The organism is Microbulbifer sp. Q7, from assembly GCF_001639145.1.
In the GTDB taxonomy this organism is placed as follows: domain Bacteria; phylum Pseudomonadota; class Gammaproteobacteria; order Pseudomonadales; family Cellvibrionaceae; genus Microbulbifer.
Genome location: NZ_LROY01000001.1, coordinates 456,014 through 475,305, shown reverse-complemented (window position 1 = coordinate 475,305; position 19,292 = coordinate 456,014). Strand labels below are relative to the sequence as shown.

The following is a 19,292-nucleotide window of genomic DNA, read 5'->3' as shown; positions in this document are numbered from 1 at the left end:
CGCGTCTGGCTGACGGCGTCCGGCGGTGCTCGGCTGCTCATGTATGAGAATACACTCCGCTGCCTGCGCTCCGGCGGCCACCGCCAGCCAGCCGCTCGCTACGATTTTGAGCGAGCCATGATCCCCAAATACTTGGGGATCTATGTGCGTACCTTACTTCTTGTTGGCTTTCTCGACGGCTTCGTCGATGGTGCCGACCATGTAGAAGGCCTGCTCTGGCAGGTGGTCGTAATCGCCGTTCAGGATGCCCTGGAAGCCACGGATGGTTTCTTTCAGGGATACGTATTTGCCCGGTGCACCGGTAAATACTTCCGCTACGTGGAACGGCTGAGACAGGAAACGCTCGATCTTACGCGCGCGGGCAACGATCTGCTTGTCTTCTTCAGACAGTTCGTCCATACCCAGAATCGCGATGATGTCCTTCAGCTCTTTATAGCGCTGCAGTACGGACTGAACGCCGCGGGCAGTGTCGTAGTGCTCCTGACCGATCACCAGTGGATCCAGCTGACGGGAAGTGGAATCCAGTGGGTCAACCGCTGGGTAAATACCCTTGGCGGCGATGTCTCGGCTCAGTACTACGGTGGAGTCCAGGTGCGCGAAGGTGGTGGCTGGAGACGGGTCGGTCAAGTCATCCGCCGGTACGTATACCGCCTGGATGGAGGTGATGGAGCCAGTCTTGGTGGAGGTAATACGCTCCTGCAGCACGCCCATCTCTTCCGCCAGAGTCGGCTGGTAACCTACCGCAGACGGCATACGGCCGAGCAGTGCGGATACTTCGGTACCGGCCAGGGTGTAACGGTAGATGTTGTCGACGAACAGCAGTACGTCACGACCTTCATCACGGAACTTCTCGGCCATGGTCAGGCCGGTCAGGGCTACACGCAGACGGTTACCGGGCGGCTCATTCATCTGGCCGTAAACCATCGCTACCTTGGACTTGGCAAACTCTTCGACGTTAACAACGCCGGCTTCCTGCATCTCGTGGTAGAAGTCGTTACCTTCACGAGTACGCTCACCGACACCGGCGAACACGGACAGACCGCTGTGCTCGGTGGCGATGTTGTTGATGAGCTCCATCATGTTTACGGTTTTACCTACACCGGCACCACCGAACAGGCCAACCTTACCACCCTTGGCGAATGGACATACCAGGTCGATTACCTTGATGCCGGTTTCCAGCAGGTCGGTGGAGCTGGACTGCTCTTCGTAGGTCGGCGCCGCGCGGTGGATAGAGGAGCGCTCTTTCTCACCGATCGGACCACATTCGTCGATTGGGTTGCCCAGTACATCCATGATGCGGCCCAGGGTCTCGGTACCTACCGGTACGGAAACTGGTGCACCGGTGTTCTTTACCGGCAGACCGCGGGAGATACCCTCGGAAGAACCCATGGCGATAGCACGTACAATGCCGTCGCCCAGCTGCTGCTGCACTTCCATGGTGAGGTCTTTGGCCTCAACCACGAGTGCATCGTATACATTCGGTACGGCGTCGCGCGGGAATTCCACGTCGATGACCGCGCCGATAACTTGCACAATTTGCCCGTTACTCATTTCCCGATCCTCAAATTTCAAATCTTTACTCGGCGCGTTAAACCGCCGCAGCGCCGCTCACAATCTCAGACAGCTCTTGGGTAATTGCCGCCTGGCGCGCCTTGTTGTAAACCAGCTGCAGCGCATCAATGAGGTCACCGGCATTATCGGTGGCACTCTTCATTGCGATCATGCGCGCTGCCTGTTCACAGGCCTTGTTCTCGACGACTGCCTGATACACCTGAGACTCGATGTAGCGCGTCAGCAGACCGTCGAGAAGCTCGACCGGCTCTGGCTCGTACAGGTAGTCCCATTCGTGCTGCAGTTGCTCGTCTTCGTCTTTCTTCAACGGAAGCAGCTGCTCAACCTGCGGCTTCTGGGTCATGGTGTTCACGAATTCGTTGGACACCAGGAAAAGACGGTCGATTTCGCCATCGGCGAACTTGTCGAGCATGACCTTGACGGAGCCGATCAGCTGCTTGGCCTGAGGCTGATCGCCCAGGTCGCGCACTGCGGCTACGACGTTGCCGCCGATGTTGTTGAAAAAGCTGGCCGCCTTGTTGCCGACTGCACAGATATCCACGCCTACACCCTGCTTATCCCAGGAGTGCATTTCGCGGATGGCTGCCTTGAACACGTTGATGTTCAGGCCGCCGCAGAGACCGCGATCGGTCGATACCAGGATGTAGCCCACACGCTTCACTTCGCGTTCCTGCATGTAGGTGTGCTGGTATTCCGCGTTGGCGTTGGCCACGTGACCAATCACCGCGCGAATGCGGCTTGCGTAAGGGCGCCCCAGTGCCATGCGATCCTGAGCCTTGCGCATCTTGCTCGCCGCAACCATTTCCATGGCCGAGGTGATTTTCTGCGTGCTCTTGATGCTGGCAATTTTTGTGCGTACTTCTTTTCCGCCTGCCATAGTCAGTTACCTTTTTGCCGGAAGTTAACCTGCAGGAGCGAGTGCTTGCACAGGCTCCTGCACATGGGTACTTACCAGCTACCGGTAGCGACGAACTTCTCGATCGCAGCCTTGAAGGCGCTGTCGATTTCGTCGTTGTAGTTACCGGTGCTGTTTACTTGCTCCATCAGCTCTGCATGTTCGCTGTTCATGAAAGCGAGCAGGGCGGATTCGAAGTCCAGCACTTTGTTAACTTCTACGTCGTTCAGGTAACCCTTGTCCGCGGCGTAAACGGAAACAGCCATGTCCGCGATAGACAGCGGAGAGTACTGCTTCTGCTTCATCAGCTCGGTTACGCGCTCACCATGGTCCAGCTGGGCCTTGGTGGCTTCGTCCAGGTCGGAGGCGAACTGGGAGAAAGCCGCGAGCTCGCGGTACTGGGCCAGAGCGGTACGGATACCACCGGACAGCTTCTTGATGATCTTGGTCTGGGCAGAACCACCAACACGGGATACGGAGATACCCGGGTTGATCGCCGGACGAACACCGGCGTTGAACAGGTCGGTTTCCAGGAAGATCTGACCATCGGTAATCGAGATCACGTTGGTCGGTACGAACGCGGAAACGTCACCGGCCTGGGTCTCGATGATCGGCAGTGCGGTCAGGGAGCCGGTTTTGCCTTTCACTTCACCGTTGGTGAATTTCTCTACGTACTCGGCGTTTACACGCGCGGCGCGCTCCAGCAGACGGGAGTGCAAGTAGAAAACGTCACCGGGGTAAGCTTCACGGCCCGGGGGACGCTTCAGCAGCAGGGAGATCTGACGGTAGGCCCAGGCCTGCTTGGTCAGGTCATCATAAATGATCAGGGCGTCTTCACCGCGGTCGCGGAAGTACTCGCCCATGGTGCAGCCAACATACGGGGCCAGGAACTGCATCGCAGCCGGGTCGGCAGCGCCGGCGGCAACCACGATGGTGTGGTCCATGGCGCCGTGCTCTTCGAGCTTGCGTACCACGTTGGCAATAGAAGACTGCTTCTGGCCTACGGCTACGTAGACACACTTAATGCCGGTGCCTTTCTGGTTGATGATCGCATCGATCGCAACCGCGGTCTTACCGATCTGACGGTCGCCGATGATCAGCTCACGCTGGCCACGACCGATCGGGATCATGGTGTCGACCGCTTTCAGACCGGTCTGAACCGGCTGATCAACGGACTGACGGGCGATTACGCCGGGGGCTACTTTCTCAACCGCATCGGTCAGCTTGTTGTTCAGCGGACCTTTTCCGTCGATCGGGTTGCCCAGTGCGTCGACCACGCGGCCCAGCAGTTCCGGACCAACCGGCGCTTCCAGGATGCGGCCGGTGCAACGGCACTTCTGGCCTTCGGCCAGGGATTTGTAGTCACCGAGTACGATGGCACCAACGGAGTCGCGCTCCAGGTTCAGTGCCATACCGGTAACACCGCCTTCGAACTCGATCATCTCACCGTACATTACGTCGGCCAGGCCGTGGATGCGGATGATACCGTCGGAAACGGAAACAATGGTGCCCTCGTTCTGGGCCTCGGTGCTCACATCGAGATTGTCGATGCGGCTCTTGATAATTTCACTGATCTCAGAGGGATTCAGTTGCTGCATGCTCTGTTCCTCGATTTCCCGGCAGGCTCTGCCCACCGGGAAGGTAATTTAGGAGTTCATCGCCTCGGCGAGTTTGGCCAGTCGACCGCGCACGGTGCCGTCGATCACCGTATCACCAGCGCGAATGATCGCGCCGCCCAGCAAATTTTCGTCGACCGCACTGTGCAGATGCACTTCACGGGCAAACTTCTTGCTGAGAGCCTGGGTGAGGCGCTGGGACTGTTCGTCGCTGAGCGGGCGGGCAGAAATGACTTCCACTTCGAGAGTGGCTTCTGCCTGGGCCTTCAGGTCTTCGAACAGTTCGGAAATTTCCGGCAGCAGCGGCAGGCGGTGGTTTTCCGCCAGCAGCTTGATGAAGTTCTGTTGTGACGGGTTGAAATCGCCACATACAGACAGGAATTTTTCCGCGCGCACTTCACTGGTCAGCTGGGGGTTATCCAACAGCTCGCCAACTTTTTCGTTCTGGCTGACCACCGCTGCGGTTGCCAACGCCACACTCCAACCATTCAGGTCGGAAGCTTGCTGGGCGTGGGCAAAGGCCGCTTTTGCGTAGGGCCGAGCCAGAGTGCTGAGTTCCGCCATGGGTTCCTCGCTTACAGCTCGGCTGCCAGTTTCTCGATCATGTCATCGTGTGCCTTGGCATCGATGTTGACCGAGAGAATTTTCTCGGCGCCGGCAACAGACAGGGCAGCGATACGCGAGCGAAGCTGTTCTTTCGCACGGTTTACTTCCTGTTCAATTTCCGCCTGGGCGGCAGCTTTCAGGCGATCGCCTTCACTGCGCGCGGCTTCTTTGGCTTCGTCAACGATCTGATTGGCGCGCTTGTTGGCACCATCGATGATTTCCGCAGCCTGAGCCTTGGCTTCTTTCAGTTGCTCGGCAGCTTTGCGCTGCGCCAGTTCGAGATCTTTTCCCGCGCGCTCGGCTTCTTGCAGACCGGTAGCAATTTTCTGCTCACGCTCTTGCATAACACCCAGCAGGGCCGGCCAGACATACTTCCAGCAGAACCATACAAAGGCGAGAAAGGTGATCGACTGGCCGATCAGAGTCAGGTTGATATTCACACCGACACCTCTTGCTCTTTCAAAAATGGGTTAAAGGGCAATTGGAACGGGGAATTATCCAGCCAGACCAGGAGCTACCGCGAAAATCAGGTACATAGCGATACCAACACCGATCATCGGTACGGCGTCAAGCAGACCAGCCATCAGGAACATTTTGCCCTGCAGTGCAGGAGCCTGTTCCGGCTGACGCGCAGAACCTTCCAGCAGTTTGCCACCCAGGGTGCCGAAACCGATAGCAGTACCCAGTGCGCCCAGACCGATCAGCAGTGCAGCAGCTACGTATACCAGACCTAATGCTTCCATTGTTTTCTCCAAAAGTAAGTTGAGAGTTGTTGAAGTTGAAAGTGAATGAAAAACGTTAAATAACGAACGAAATTCTGTTTACCCTGAGACGGGCACGACCTTACTGGTCGTGCGCGTGCTCATCTTCCCGGTCGTGGGCCATGGCCATGTACACAGTAGTCAGTACCATGAATACGAAGGCCTGCAGGGTGATGACCAGGATGTGGAAAATGGCCCAGCCCATCTGCAACAGACCGGCGCCGATAAAGCCCAGTACGCCGACGCCGAATACGATGGCGATCAGGATGAAGATCATTTCACCGGCGTAGAGGTTTCCGAACAGTCGCAGACCGAGAGAAACCGGCTTGGCGATCAGGGAAACCGCTTCCAGCAGGAAGTTGAACGGAATCAGGAAGATATCGATGTACCACTTGCCGGAGTGGAAGGGGTGCAGGGTCAGCTCTTTCACGAAGCCCATCAGGCCCTTCTCGCGCACGCTGAAGAAAATCATCAGCGCGAACACCGCCAGCGCCATACCCAGGGTGGCGTTCAGATCAGTGGTGGGTACAACCTTGAAGTAGACGTGGTGCGGGTCGGCGCCGGTGAGGGCAGACACGCCCTGGGCGTAGGCCATAGGCAGCCAGTCAACGGGTACCAGGTCCATCAGGTTCATCAGGAAGACCCACACAAAGATGGTCAGCGCCATGGGGGCGACCATGCTGTTGCGGTGGGGGAAGGTGTCTTTCACGGTCTTGTCGATGAAGTCGACAATCACTTCCACAAAGCTCTGGAAGCCAGTGGGCACACCAGCGGTGGCTTTTTTCGCGGCGCGCGCGAACAGGAAGCAGAAGAGCATACCGAGACCAATGGACCACCCGAGGGTGTCTAGGTGCACGGCCCAGAAGCCCATATCGGCGGCTTCCTGGCTGCTGTGCGCAATGGTCCAGGTGGATTCGGGGAGCACGGTTCCGTCGGCACGGGTGTAACCCGCGGGAAGTTTACCGTACGCCAGATTTTGCAGGTGGTGCTGGATATACCCCGTCGCGGTTTGTTCGGCAGCCATAATTCCTCAACACGTTCTAAGATAAAAAATCTGCTTCGTGGAATCCCTCACTGCGCAGCCGTCTTTGTTTCGGCATCACTCTGTCGGCGCAGTCACTGTTGAGGCATCCCGGCCCCCGCAACTATTTGGGCTGCAGTCGGGCCACGAGAATCCATTGCAAAATCACGCACAAGCCGTAGCTGATAAACAGCACCGCGGGGTTCAGCGTTTTCACGCTGGCGAACACCGTCGCGAACCCCACCAGGGTCATCACGAACTTGCCGGTTTCGGCGCGGTAGAAACTCCCTACCGCTCGCTGGCTTGCGCGCGCACCGCGAATCTTGCCGCGGTTGGGGCCCAGTAGCTCGAAGGCGCGCAGGCCGAAATACAGATTGGGCAGCACACTCAGGATGCCACCGAGCAGGGCGGAAAGTGCGATCACCCGCCCCAGGGTCAGTTCGAGCGCCAGCACAGCAAGCACCAAAACTGCCAGCTGGATCAGCGAAATCTTGACTACCGGGGGATTACGCATAGGCGGGAACGGGCCGGCCAAAAATATACTTTTCCGCCCAAAAATTGGGCGTGCGAATTATGTATGAAGCAGGCTGCCGGTTCAACTGGCAAATCTAGTCTGTTGGCGTGGTGTTCGCGTTCTTTCACAACACGATAGGGTGATAGTAAACACTCACAATCATCGGTGAAACGACACCCTGTGAAACAAAAAGTGCGCCAAAACACCGCACTGTTTTGGCGCACTTTTCACGGAAACGTTGCAACCGTAACGGTTTCAGCGGGGGAGGTTCAGTCTTCGCTGTACCCCAAATGGGCGAGAATGCCGTCGAGCTCGTCCAGGCTGGTGTACTTGAGCACCAGCTTGCCGGCTCCTTTGTCACCGTGATCGATGGTAACGGGCACACCGATTTTTTCTGCCAGACGCTCACTCAGGCGTCGAATGTTCGGGTCGATTTCCGGCTTTTTCGGTTTTGGCTTACCCGCCTGCTCCTGAATCGAGCGCACCAGGGCTTCCGCCTGACGCACGGTCAGTCCGCGATCAACGACCTGGCGGGCGGCTTCGCGCTGGCTGTCGCCGGACAGACCCAGCAGGGCCTTGGCGTGGCCGGTTTCGATATCGCCGCGCTCGAGGAAGGTGCGCACTTCATCGGTGAGACTCAGCAGGCGCAACAGGTTGGTCACGGCGGTGCGGGATTTGCCCACGGCTTCCGCCACCTGCTGCTGGGTCAGCTCAAACTCGTCCTGCAGGCGCTTGAGGGCGTTGGCCTCTTCCACCGGATTGAGGTCTTCCCGCTGGATGTTCTCGATCAGCGCCATGGCAATGGCCGCTTCGTCCGGCACCTCACGGATCAGTGCCGGTACCTTGTCGAGCTCCGCCAACTGCGCGGCGCGCCAGCGCCGTTCACCGGCAATAATCTCGTATTTGCGCTCCCCCACCGGACGCACCACGATCGGCTGCATGATGCCCTGGGCACGGATGGAGTCGGCCAGCTCCTGCAGGGATTCCTGCGGGAAATCCCGGCGCGGCTGGTATCGGCCGCGCTGCAGGAATTCAATGGGGAGATCTCTCAGTTCGCCGTCGACGCGCGCAACGATATCGCCATTGCGCTCACCGGAAGCCACCGCTATGGCTTCACTGGCATTGTTGCTAATCAGGTGGGAAAGCCCTTTCCCGAGGCCTTTGCGTTTCCCGGCCATACGTGTACTACCTCAGTATTAAACCGCTTCCGCGACGGCGCGGGGGCCACTGTTTGAATTGCTGCTGTTCTGGTGGGCGGCGGCATGACGACGGGTGATTTCACCGGCCAGCGCGAGGTAGGCAATGGCACCCTTGGAGCTGCGGTCGTACTCCAGCGCGGGCTTGCCGAAACTGGGCGCTTCCGCCAGGCGCACGTTGCGCGGGATACAGGTGCGGTAGACGCGGTCGCCGAAGTACTCGTTGAGCTGGTCCGACACGTCACTGGTCAGGCTGTTGCGCGGGTCGTACATGGTGCGCAGGATGCCCTCGATCTTGAGATTCGGGTTCGCCGCCTGCTGCACCTGGTTGATGGTGTCGATGAGGGATGAAAGTCCCTCGAGGGCGTAGTACTCGCACTGCATCGGGATCAGTACGCCGCCCGCAGCACACAGGGCATTCACCGTGAGCATGTTGAGGGAGGGCGGGCAGTCGATGATGATGTAATCGTAATCGTCACTGATCTGCTCGAGCGCCTGGCGCAAACGGGACTCGCGGCCGTCCATTTCAAGCAGTTCGACTTCAGCGGCAGACAGGTCAATATTCGCCGGCATCAGGTCGTAGCCACTGGTTGTGGGCACGATGGCCTTGCGTGGTGGCAGCAGACTGGCGAGCACGTCGTAGCTGGAGAGCTGTAGTTCGCTCTTGTCGACACCGCTACCCATGGTGGCGTTCCCCTGGGGATCCAGGTCGATCAGCAGCACCCGTCGCTTGTTGGCAACGAGAGACGCGGACAGGTTGACGCAGGTCGTGGTTTTGCCGACCCCACCCTTCTGGTTGGCTACCGCAAAAATTTTGCTCAAGGTTCTGGTCCTGTTATTCCCGGCGGCACGTTTTCCTGCGGCCTGCCGGGCTCGCCGCTAGGCCGGATTCACCGGAAGGCGCGGCAGCAAAAGCGCACTCGCGAACATCGGCCCGGTGCGCTGGTGTCAATTTTCAATTCAGTAATGGTCGCGCCAGATGGTGCGCGCGACAGGCCACCCTGCCAGTGAGGGGCTTAACCCTCGCGCGCGAGGACGATCAGATGGCGCTCGGCATCACAGCCCGGCACTTGCAGGGTGTGTAGCTGTTCGACCTTAATCCCTTTTGGCAATGCACTCAACTCATCTTCCGGAATCTTGCCCTTCATCGCATAAAATCGGCCGCCCGGCGATAGTAAATGCTCACTCCCGGAAACCATATCCTGCAACGAGGCAAACGCTCTGGATACCACACCGGCGTAGAGACTATCCGGTCGATAGGCCTCGACTCTCTGGTTCACCACGTTGATATTGCCGAGCTTGAGCTGGCTGGCCACCTGGAACTGGAAACGGGACTTCTTGCCGTTACTGTCGAGCAGGCTCACCGGGCGCTCGGGGTGGACGATGGCGAGGGGAATCCCCGGCAAGCCACCACCGGAGCCCACATCGATCAGGGGCGACTGGTCGCTGGAGCTGGTGCCGCACAGGTTCACCACGCTCAGGCTGTCGATGATATGCCGCTCGAGCATCTCGGACGGGTCGCGTACCGCCGAGAGGTTGTAGGCCGCATTCCAGCGGGCGAACAGGTCCAGGTACGCCAGCAGCTTGTCCTGCTGCGCGCCGGCAAGCGTCAATCCCATCTGCGCGGCCGCTTGCTGCAGGCGCGGGCGATACTGCTCCATCACCGTCACACCACCTTTTTGCGGCTTAACAGGCCGCGCTTTTTCAGCTGGATCAGCAGCAGGGATACCGCGGCGGGGGTCACCCCGGGCACGCGGCCGGCGCGGGCGAGGGTATCTGGTCGGGCATCACTCAATTTCTGGATGACTTCGTTGGACAGACCGGAGACCGCAGAGTAGTCAAAGTCCACCGGCAGCGGCGTGTCCTCGTAGGCTAGCAGCCGCTCGATATCGTCCCGCTGGCGGTCGATATAACCGGCGTACTTGGCCGAGATTTCTACCTGTTCCGCCACCCGCTCATCGGCAACCGCGTCGCCGACGAGGCCGGCCACATCCGGGTAGGCGAGCTCCGGACGCTTCAGCAGGTCCTGCAGGCTGTACTCGCGGGCAAGGGGTTGCGGCAGCTTTTGCTCGACCCGTTGTGCCGCGTCGCTTCCCGGCTGCACCCAAGTTTCTTTCAGGCGCTGCTGTTCGCGCTCGATGGCTTCGCGCTTCTCGCAGAAGGCCTGCCAGCGGACGTCGTCCACCAACCCCAACTCCCGGCCTTTCTCGGTCAGGCGCAGGTCCGCGTTGTCTTCCCGCAGCAGCAGGCGGTATTCCGCGCGGCTGGTGAACATGCGGTAGGGCTCTTTGGTGCCGCTGGTGATCAGGTCGTCTACCAGCACGCCCAGGTAGGCCTCGTCGCGACGGGGCGCCCAGGCGTCTTTGTCTTGCGCCTGCAGCGCTGCGTTGGCGCCGGCCAGCAATCCCTGCGCGGCGGCCTCTTCGTAGCCCGTGGTGCCGTTGATCTGGCCAGCAAAGAACAGGCCGGCAATAAATTTAGTTTGCAGCGACGGCAGCAGGTCGCGGGGGTCGAAGAAGTCGTACTCGATGGCGTAGCCGGGGCGAGTGATATGCGCGTTTTCGAAGCCCTTGATCGAGCGCACCAGGCTCATCTGCACGTCAAACGGCAGACTGGTGGAAATGCCGTTGGGGTACAGCTCGTTGGTGGTCAACCCTTCAGGTTCCACGAAAATCTGGTGGCTGTTCTTGTCCGCGAAGCGGTGCACCTTGTCCTCGATAGACGGGCAGTAACGCGGGCCAATGCCTTCGATCACACCGGAATACATGGGCGAGCGATCGAGGCCGCCGCGAATGATGTCGTGGGTGTTTTCGTTGGTGTGGGTGATCCAGCAGCACACCTGGCGGGGATGCTGCTCGCGGGACCCCAGATACGACATCACCGGCAGCGGCTGGTCGCCCCACTGCTCTTCCAGCCCGGAAAAGTCTACCGAGCGCGCATCGATGCGCGGCGGGGTGCCGGTTTTCAGGCGCTCCACGCGAAACGGGAGTGCGCGCAGGCGTTCGGCGAGGGCAATCGAAGGCGGATCCCCGGCGCGGCCGCCGGCGTGATTGTCGAGGCCGATATGGATGCGACCACCAAGGAATGTGCCCGCAGTAATTACCACGGTCTTGCCGCGGAAGCGCAAGCCGGCATTGGTGACAACGCCAGTGACCCGGTCACTTTCGACGATCAGGTCATCGGCGGCCTGCTGGAAAATATCCAGATTGGGCTGGTTTTCCAGGATGTTGCGGATGGCTGCCTTGTACAGGGCGCGGTCCGCCTGGGCGCGGGTGGCGCGCACGGCCGGGCCTTTGCGCGCATTGAGCACGCGAAACTGAATGCCCCCCAGATCCGTGGCCGTCGCCATCGCGCCCCCCAGTGCATCAACTTCCTTGACCAGGTGGCTCTTGCCGATGCCGCCGATGGCGGGGTTACAGGACATCTGGCCCAGGGTTTCGATGTTGTGGGTCAACAGCAGGGTACGGCTGCCCATGCGCGCCGCCGCCAGGCACGCCTCGGTGCCAGCGTGTCCGCCGCCAATCACGATCACATCGTACTGTGTGGGGTAATCCATAGGGTCCAGCTCTGGTGCCAGCTCGTCGGGATACGGGCCTGGCTTGGTTAGTCAGTCAGGTAAACAACGGGCCATGGGAAAATTCGGCCGCACATTATAGGGGTCTTGAGCTGTGCAAAAAAGCGGCATTTAGAAATTTCGTTTTCCGCTTTCTTCTTTCTAAATAAATAAAGTTATACATACCTTACGTATAAGTACGTGTTTGTATTTAATGTTGTTATATAGGGGGGGTGTTTTTATGTATATCTGGAAAAATCTTTTGTAAAACAATGGCTTACGTTGATGATAAGTACCCTATAAACCCCTGCTTTTGCGGGGGTACAACCCCGGTAGAGCACTGTGGACAGACGGGATAACTTTGGCTGTTTCCGGCCGACGCCTCACTTGTCCCCGGTTTCGTACCGGTTTTTGAGGCCCTTTTCCCCGTGCGTTGTCCACATTGGGGAATTTCCACACCTTGAACGGGGCCTCTGTGCATAAGTCTGTGTGTTTTCGGGATAATTTGTTGTGTGCGGACCTTGGATGAGGGGTCTATCTGGATAACCTTGTGGATTTCTGTGAGCAACTCCTGTGTTTTGCTTGGGGAGCGGTTGCCTGGGCTTCCCGCGTTCACACAATTTTCACGCCCTTTTGACGCGCTTCTGATGTGGTGCCGGCCAGTATCGTGGCACTACACAACAGGAGAGCCTCATGAAAACTTCAAATTCACGGATCGTTTCGAAGCTGGCAGTGGCACTTCCACTGGCGGCATTTATCGCTGGTTGCTCGGATGACGGCAATGACAACGTACTGCAGTTCCCGCCGGCAGTAGAGGAGCCAGCAGCCAGTGGCTTCATCCAGGTCGTGCACGCTTCACCGGATGCGCCTGCCGTAAATGTGTTGCTCAACGGCAGCGTGGCAATCGAGGGGTTGGACTACGCCGAGACCAGCGGTTTCGCCGAACTGGATGCGGGCAGTTACGACATCGCCGTCGAAGGGATTGCCCCGGGCGGCAACCTCAGCGTGATTGAGGTGGCAGGCTTCAGTCTAGAAGAGAACGCTCGTCCCACTGTGATCGCTGTGGGCAATGTTGCAGAGATTGCGCCTCTCGTCGTCACTGAATCGGCGACAGATCCCGCAGATAACGAGGTTGCACTTACCGTGACCCACGCAGCGCCCGATGCGCCGCGGGTGGATGTTTACCTCAGTGCGCCGGAAGATGATTTCGCCAGCCTCTCAGCGGCTTTCGCCTTTGAGTTCGGCGAGTCGATTGATGCCGGCGTGGTGACCGCGGAGCCGGTGCGCATTCGGGTGGGTGTTGAAGATGAGGTGGTGTACGACTCCGGCACGGTGGATCTCACCGGTTTCGCTGGCCAAAAGCTGCTGGTGACCGCTATTGCCGCGGAAAACAGTACAGAGGCCGCAGCATCACCGGTGAAATTACTGGTGACCACCGAACAGGGCGAATCTGTTGAATTGATCGACGTCGACACCAATGCGGGCGTGCGCGTGCTGCACTTGTCGCCGGATGCCAATGCCGCGGTCATGTCTGCAGGTGTTGCCAGCGGTAATGTTGAGGTTTTTGCCACCAGTGAAGTACTGGGTATGGATCCCGTCGAGTTGATCCCCGGTTTCAATTACCTGGACCAGTTCCCCGGTGAGAGCGCCTATACCGGTGTGCCAGCGGCCAGCTACGTGTTTGATGTCGCGCCTGACACCGATATGTTGGGCGACAGCGTATTTACCTCGGGTGAGATTGCAGTCGAAGCGGGTACCGAGTACACCGTAATTGCAGCCGGCCGTGTACTCGGCTCCCCGGCCTTTGGCCTGCTTGCCACCGCCGACGCCAACCGCTCAGTGGCGACCGAAGCCTCCGTCAAAGTGATCCATGGTGCCCCGGCAGCCGGTGCGGTCGATGTGTTTGTGACCCCTGCTGGCGAGTTTACCGTCATGGATGTGGAAGGTGGCCTCGCCGGTGCACCTTTGCTGGATGACTTCGCGTTTGGTGAGATCACGGAGTATGTGACCGTCGCGCCCGGTGCCTACGATATTCGTGTGGTCGCCGGCGGGATGGCGGCGATCAACGTAGAGAACTTCGAGCTCGGCGGTGGAGTGGTTGCCAATGTTCTGGCATACGGCCCCAGCGAGCAGGGTGGCGACGTAGCAGACTTTGGTGTCGTAGTACTCACCAACTAATTTTCGTAGTATTTTCGAGCATTGCGCGCGGGCCTGTGATGGGCCCGCTTTTTCGTTTTTGGCAATCTTGCGGGGGCAGCGGTGATGCACACAACTGGCACGGTTTTGCTCATAGAGGACCATCGCGATATTGCGGAAATGATCGCGTCGTACCTTGAAGGACGGGGCTTTGTGGTGGATTACGCCGCGGACGGCGTCACCGGTCTGCACTTGGCAACCACCAAGCCGGTGGACCTGATTGTGCTGGATCTATCGCTGCCCGGTATCGACGGGCTGGATATTTGTCGGGCAATCCGCGAGCAGGCCAAACTCGACACACCCATCATAATGTTGACCGCCCGCGATACGCTGGATGAGAAAATTGCCGGGCTCAACGCAGGCGCCGATGATTATTTGGTCAAACCGTTCGCCATACGCGAACTGGCGGCACGGGTGAATGCGCAGTTACGTCGCAACCGCTCTGAAGTGACGCGGGAAAAACTGGTGGTGGGAGATCTGGTGCTCGACAAGAGCACCCTGCAGGTGCAGCGGGAGGGGCGAGATATCCGGCTGCCTCCCACCGGGCTGCGCTTGCTCGAAGTGCTGATGCGCAGCTCCCCTGCAGTGATGAGCCGCGCGGAGCTGGAGCGCAAGGTTTGGGGGGATGTCCTGCCAGACAGTGACACCCTGCGCAGCCATATGTACAGCCTGCGCAAGAAGGTCGACAAACCCTTTTCCCGTAGCATGATCCTGAACCACCCCGGCAGTGGTTATCAGCTGGTGGTGTGCGATGAGCAATAATCGCCTGCAGGACAAGATTCTGCGCACCTTTGTGCTGCAGGGGCTGTTAATCGGCGTTGCCGTCATACTCGGCATCCTGCTGACCAACTGGCTGCTGTCGCATTTCCTGGTGCAGGAAGCCCTGGAGCGGGAAACCGCGCATTACTGGCAGCTGGTTGAGGAAGACCCCTCGGTGCAGCTCTCCAACTCTCTTAATCTCCGCGGCTACCTGTTTCCCCGCGACCAGGCGAAGTTCCCCTGGCAAATGGAAGCGGGCATTGCGGATGGCTACCACGAAGTACACGCGGATGTTTTCAACTCCCTGTATGTGAGCTCCCGTGGCGACCAGCGCATGTTTCTGTTTTTCAACCGTTCCGGGGTTGAGAGCCTGATTTCGCTGTACGGGCTGGTTCCGCTGGCGGTGGTGTTGTCGCTGCTGTACCTGGTGTTGTGGTTCAGCTACCTGCGCGCGCGGCGCGCGGTCTCCCCGACCATCGAATTGGCGCGCATCATGAAGACGCTGCCGGAGGAAAAGGGCGCGTCGGACCTGACGGATCTGCTGCCGCCGAGCCTGGATACCGAGGTGGCCATGCTGGTGGATGCCATAGAGCATTACCGCAGCCGGATTGCACGCTTTGTCGACCGGGAGCGGGCCTTCACCCGCGACGCCAGCCATGAATTGCGCACACCGATCACAGTGATTGCCATGTCGGCAGAACTGCTTGCGGCGAAGGAGGAGCTCTCGGACCAGGACAGCAAACTGGTCGATCGCATCCAGCGCGCCTGCCACGATATGCAGGAGTTGATCGACGCGTTCCTGGCGCTCTCCCGCGAGCAGGATGGCGGCCTGCGGACAGAACCGGTGGATATCTGTGATTTGGCGGCGCGGGAGCTGGAGGGGATTACGTCGTTGGCCGAGCAAAAGGGCATTGCTGTAGAGCTGGAGTGTGGCACCTGCCCGTCGGTACACGCGAACAAGCGCGTGGTCTCGATCCTGGTGGGCAACTTGATTCGCAACGCGGTGAACTATACCGATCGCGGCCAAGTGTCTGTGAAGATCGGCGAGACCCGGGTACAGGTGATCGACAGTGGCCGTGGCATCAGCGAGGAAAAACTGGCCAGTATCTACGAGCCACACGTGCGCGGTGGTGAGCATTCGCGCGCCGGGTACGGAGTCGGCCTGGCGATTGTGAAGCGCCTGTGTGAACAAAATGGCTGGCGGATATCGCTGGCCAGTGAGGAGGGCACGGGCACAACCGCGACCCTCAGTTTTGCCTGAGACCGCTTTTACCGTTGGTGGCCCTTCCCACCGTGCACGATATGCCGCTTTAGCGGAGTCTTATTTGCCGATACAGAAGCTGCCAAAAATTTTGCCCAGCAGTTCGTCGGCGGTCATGGCGCCGGTGATTTCCCCCAGCGCCTGCTGCGCCTGACGCAGGTCTTCCGCCAGTAATTCCCCCGCGCCGCTGGCATTCAGCTGCGCCTGCCCCGCCACGATGAACGCTCGCGCACGGGCCAGGGCATCCAGATGGCGTCGTCGGGCGCTGAAGGTGCCTTCGTTGCCGGCGTGGTAGCCCATGCACTGCTTCAGGTGCTGCTTCAGATCGTTGATGCCGGCGCCTGTTTTGGCGCTGATGGCGACCACCGGAACCCCATCACTGTGTGCCTGCAACCCGGCGGTGTATTCGGTTAGGTCGATCTTGTTGACCACCAGGGTCAGCTTTTCCGGGTCGGGCAGCTGCCGGGTGAAGTCCGGCCAGGCGCGGTCCGGATCCAGATCCTGGAGTTCGGCGGCATCGACCACCAGCAGCACCCGGTCCGCGTGGCGGATTTCGTCCCAGGCCCGCTGCATGCCGATCTGCTCTACCTGATCCGGGGATTCCCGCAGGCCGGCGGTGTCGGCAACGTGCAATGGCATGCCATCGATATGGATGTGCTCCCGCAGAACGTCCCGGGTGGTACCGGCGATGTCGGTCACAATCGCGGTGTCCTTGCCGGCCAGTGCATTCAGCAGGCTCGACTTGCCCGCATTCGGTTTGCCGGCGATGGCCACCTGCATACCCTCGCGCAGGATGGTTCCCTGGCGTGCCTGGGTTTCCACGACGTCCAGCTGGGCCAGCAGCGCTTCCACATCCGCCGCCACCTTGCCGTCGGCAAGAAAATCGATTTCTTCTTCCGGAAAATCGATCGATGCTTCGACGTAGATACGCAAATGGGTCAGTTTGGTCGCCAAATCTTCGATTTTTTCGGAGAAAACCCCCTGCAGCGATCGCAGGGCATTCTGTGCGGCCTGGGCACTGCCGGCGTCGATCAGGTCGGCAATGGCCTCCGCTTGCGCCAAATCCATCTTGTCATTGAGAAAGGCGCGCTCGGAAAACTCGCCCGGCCGCGCCTGGCGTGCGCCCAGATCGAGCAGTGCGGACATCAGTGTGTCGAGGATAACCGGGCCACCGTGACCCTGTAGTTCCACCACGTCTTCACCGGTGAAGGAGTTTGGGCCGGGGAAAAACAGTGCCAGACCCTGGTCGAGCAGCTGTTCCTCGTGGGTGAAATTGCAGTAGTGGGCAAACCGGGGTTTGAAGGTTTTGCCAGCCAGCTGTTCACCAATCTCAAGTGCCCTTGGTCCGGATAGACGGATCACGCCGATACCACCACGGCCCGGTGGGGTGGCGACGGCGGCAATTGTGTCTTTGCTGAGGCTTTGCTGGGACATGTTTTGAGTCTATCCGGGTTTCAGGGGTTTCGTTGACATAAAAGAAGGGCCGCTTGCTGCGGCCCATGTTTCGAATCGAAGTACAGAAGTGAGTGCGAAGGCGAGGCGCCGGGTGGAAGGTTTTGAAAGCGTCGGCGACAGGGACGTCGCCGACGCAGCGTACAGGGATGTATTTACAGCGGTTTCAAAACCTTCCACCCGGTGGCTCGCCGCCCGTTAGCGGGTTTGATGCCTAACTATTTACTCGCCGCCTCGACCTGTTTGTTGATAAACCAGGTTTGGGCGATTGAGATCAGGTTGTTCGCAATCCAGTACAGAACCAGGCCGGCCGGGAACCACAGGAAGAAGAAAGTCATCATGATTGGCATCAGCTGCATGATCTTCGCCTGGGTCGGATCCGTGGGCTGGGGCTGCAGTTTTTGCATCAGCCACATGGAGGCGCCCATGACCACTGGCAGGAGGAAGTAGGGGTCTTTTACCGACAGGTCATGAATCCAGCCGATCCAGGGCGCGTGGCGCAGCTCGACGGTTTCCATCAGCATCCAGTAGAGGCCGATAAAGACCGGCATCTGCAGCAGGATCGGCAGGCAGCCCCCCACCGGATTGATTTTCTCCCGGCGGTACAGCTTCATGGTTTCTTCCGCCAGCTTCTGGCGGTTGTCTTTGTACTGCTCCTGCAGCTTTTTCATCTGCGGGGCAAACTTGCGCATCCGCGCCATGGATTTCAGGCCCGCCGCCGAAAGCGGATACAGCAGTGCCTTGATAAATACCGTGAGCAGAATGATGGACCAGCCCCAGTTATCCACGATGTGTTCGTGGATCCAGTTCAGTACGCGGAACATGGGCTTGGCGAGCCACCAGAGCCAGCCGTAGTCGACGGTCAGGTCCAGGTAGGGAGAGATCTCTTCCAGGCGATAGACGTCTTTCGGCCCTGCGTAGAAGGAGGTGGCAACCGTGCCCTGCTGGCCCGGCTCGATGCGCAGCTGCGGGCTGGTGAAGCCCATGCTGTACAGGCCGTTACCGATCGGCTGCAGGGTAAAGGTATTGCGCTCTTCCTGGTTGGGTACCCAGGCGCTGAGGAAGTAGTGCTGCACCATCGCTACCCAGCCACCGGTGATGGATTCGGTGGTCGGTTTCTTGGCGATGTCCTCGAAGTCCTGCTTGTAATAATTTTCATCACTGGTGTGCAGCGCGGCACCGAGGAACGGGGCCATACCGATGCCCACATCGACCGGGGGCTCCAGGCTGTCGCGCACAATCTCGCCACAGATACCGGCGAGCAGCGGCTTGCTGCGACCGTTATCCACCAGGTAGGCGATATCGATCAGGTATTCGCTGCGGGTGAAAGTGAAACGCTTGGTGAAGCCGATCCCGTTCTGGGTCTGCTTGAGGTCGACGATGAGTGAGTCTTTCCCTTCCTGCAGGGCATATTCGCTGGCGTCGCTGGAGAAGGCGGGGCGGCCGGCAGAGCAATTACCTTGCCCGCCTACCAGACCACTTTTGGCAACATAGGTGTGGCTGCGGGTCTGGTTGAGAAGAATCAGCGGGCGGTCCGGCGTATCGATTTTTTCGTAATAGTCGCGCAGGGCTACCTTGACGATGTCGCCGCCATTCGGGTCGATCAGCAGGCTCAGGGTATCGGTATCGACGCGGATCAGCTTGGGCTGGGCAGGGGCGCCCACCTCGGGCACTGCGCCTTCCGGCAGGTCGCCGGTTGTCGCGCTGGCTTGGACCTCGCTGCTGGGCAGAGTTGCGGAATCGGTAGCCTGCTGGTGCACCACGGTTTTTTGATCGAGGGCAGGGGCGTGCTGCTCCTTGAAAGCATTCCACTGGTAGACCAGTGCCAGGAGTACCGCGGCGATGCCGCCGACCAACGTATAGCGTTGCCAATCCATTATTTCGATAGCC

The 19,292-nt window shown here is 59.3% G+C and carries 17 protein-coding genes; 3 read left to right on the top strand and 14 right to left on the bottom strand.

Annotated features, from left to right (window positions below):
* Positions 1-153: 153 nt before the first annotated feature.
* The 12 genes from atpD to mnmG form a co-directional block, all read right to left on the bottom strand.
* On the bottom strand, positions 154-1,551 hold the full coding sequence (gene atpD, locus AU182_RS01835; protein WP_066959804.1) for a F0F1 ATP synthase subunit beta: 1,398 nt from the start codon (positions 1,549-1,551) through the stop codon (positions 154-156).
* 37 nt (positions 1,552-1,588) lie between these two features.
* Positions 1,589-2,449: a F0F1 ATP synthase subunit gamma gene (atpG, locus tag AU182_RS01830; protein WP_066959801.1), complete on the bottom strand. Its 861-nt coding sequence runs from the start codon at positions 2,447-2,449 to the stop codon at positions 1,589-1,591.
* Positions 2,450-2,520: 71 nt separating this feature from the next.
* Complete coding sequence (gene atpA, locus AU182_RS01825) at positions 2,521-4,065, bottom strand: F0F1 ATP synthase subunit alpha (protein WP_066959798.1); 1,545 nt, start codon at positions 4,063-4,065, stop codon at positions 2,521-2,523.
* A 48-nt stretch (positions 4,066-4,113) separates the two neighbouring features.
* Positions 4,114-4,647: a F0F1 ATP synthase subunit delta gene (locus AU182_RS01820; RefSeq protein ID WP_066959795.1), complete on the bottom strand. Its 534-nt coding sequence runs from the start codon at positions 4,645-4,647 to the stop codon at positions 4,114-4,116.
* A gap of 11 nt (positions 4,648-4,658) precedes the next feature.
* Positions 4,659-5,129 carry a F0F1 ATP synthase subunit B gene (locus tag AU182_RS01815; protein ID WP_066959792.1) on the bottom strand — a complete coding sequence of 157 codons (471 nt, stop codon included), beginning with the start codon at positions 5,127-5,129 and terminating at the stop codon, positions 4,659-4,661.
* A gap of 54 nt (positions 5,130-5,183) precedes the next feature.
* The gene (gene atpE / locus AU182_RS01810; RefSeq protein ID WP_010131056.1) at positions 5,184-5,432 is read right to left on the bottom strand and encodes a F0F1 ATP synthase subunit C; all 249 of its coding nucleotides are present in this window, start codon (positions 5,430-5,432) and stop codon (positions 5,184-5,186) included.
* Positions 5,433-5,532: 100 nt separating this feature from the next.
* Complete coding sequence (gene atpB / locus AU182_RS01805; RefSeq protein WP_066959788.1) at positions 5,533-6,474, bottom strand: F0F1 ATP synthase subunit A; 942 nt, start codon at positions 6,472-6,474, stop codon at positions 5,533-5,535.
* A 121-nt stretch (positions 6,475-6,595) separates the two neighbouring features.
* Entirely contained in the window at positions 6,596-6,985 is a 390-nt protein-coding gene (locus AU182_RS01800; protein WP_066959785.1) for an ATP synthase subunit I, read from the bottom strand.
* 269 nt (positions 6,986-7,254) lie between these two features.
* On the bottom strand, positions 7,255-8,163 hold the full coding sequence (locus AU182_RS01795; protein WP_066959782.1) for a ParB/RepB/Spo0J family partition protein: 909 nt from the start codon (positions 8,161-8,163) through the stop codon (positions 7,255-7,257).
* 18 nt (positions 8,164-8,181) lie between these two features.
* The gene (locus tag AU182_RS01790; protein WP_066959780.1) at positions 8,182-9,003 is read right to left on the bottom strand and encodes a ParA family protein; all 822 of its coding nucleotides are present in this window, start codon (positions 9,001-9,003) and stop codon (positions 8,182-8,184) included.
* A gap of 194 nt (positions 9,004-9,197) precedes the next feature.
* A complete protein-coding gene (rsmG, locus tag AU182_RS01785; RefSeq protein WP_066961979.1) occupies positions 9,198-9,842 on the bottom strand; it encodes a 16S rRNA (guanine(527)-N(7))-methyltransferase RsmG in 645 nt (214 codons plus the stop codon).
* 5 nt (positions 9,843-9,847) lie between these two features.
* Positions 9,848-11,737: a tRNA uridine-5-carboxymethylaminomethyl(34) synthesis enzyme MnmG gene (gene mnmG / locus AU182_RS01780; protein WP_066959777.1), complete on the bottom strand. Its 1,890-nt coding sequence runs from the start codon at positions 11,735-11,737 to the stop codon at positions 9,848-9,850.
* Positions 11,738-12,427: 690 nt separating this feature from the next.
* On the opposite strand from mnmG, the gene AU182_RS01775 reads away from it, so the two are divergent.
* From AU182_RS01775 to AU182_RS01765, 3 genes are all read left to right on the top strand, one after another.
* Complete coding sequence (locus AU182_RS01775; protein WP_066959774.1) at positions 12,428-13,912, top strand: DUF4397 domain-containing protein; 1,485 nt, start codon at positions 12,428-12,430, stop codon at positions 13,910-13,912.
* A gap of 84 nt (positions 13,913-13,996) precedes the next feature.
* Complete coding sequence (locus tag AU182_RS01770) at positions 13,997-14,692, top strand: response regulator transcription factor (RefSeq protein ID WP_066959771.1); 696 nt, start codon at positions 13,997-13,999, stop codon at positions 14,690-14,692.
* Positions 14,682-15,950 (top strand): HAMP domain-containing sensor histidine kinase, encoded by a 1,269-nt coding sequence (locus AU182_RS01765; protein WP_066959768.1) that lies wholly within the window; start codon positions 14,682-14,684, stop codon positions 15,948-15,950. The genes AU182_RS01770 and AU182_RS01765 overlap by 11 nt, the downstream gene beginning before the upstream one ends.
* Before the next feature lie 60 nt (positions 15,951-16,010).
* On the opposite strand, the gene mnmE is transcribed toward AU182_RS01765, so the two are convergent.
* Together mnmE and yidC are read right to left on the bottom strand one after the other, a co-directional pair.
* Positions 16,011-17,384 carry a tRNA uridine-5-carboxymethylaminomethyl(34) synthesis GTPase MnmE gene (gene mnmE / locus AU182_RS01760; RefSeq protein WP_066959765.1) on the bottom strand — a complete coding sequence of 458 codons (1,374 nt, stop codon included), beginning with the start codon at positions 17,382-17,384 and terminating at the stop codon, positions 16,011-16,013.
* Positions 17,385-17,620: 236 nt separating this feature from the next.
* Positions 17,621-19,279 carry a membrane protein insertase YidC gene (gene yidC / locus AU182_RS01755; RefSeq protein WP_066959762.1) on the bottom strand — a complete coding sequence of 553 codons (1,659 nt, stop codon included), beginning with the start codon at positions 19,277-19,279 and terminating at the stop codon, positions 17,621-17,623.
* Positions 19,280-19,292 lie beyond the last annotated feature (13 nt).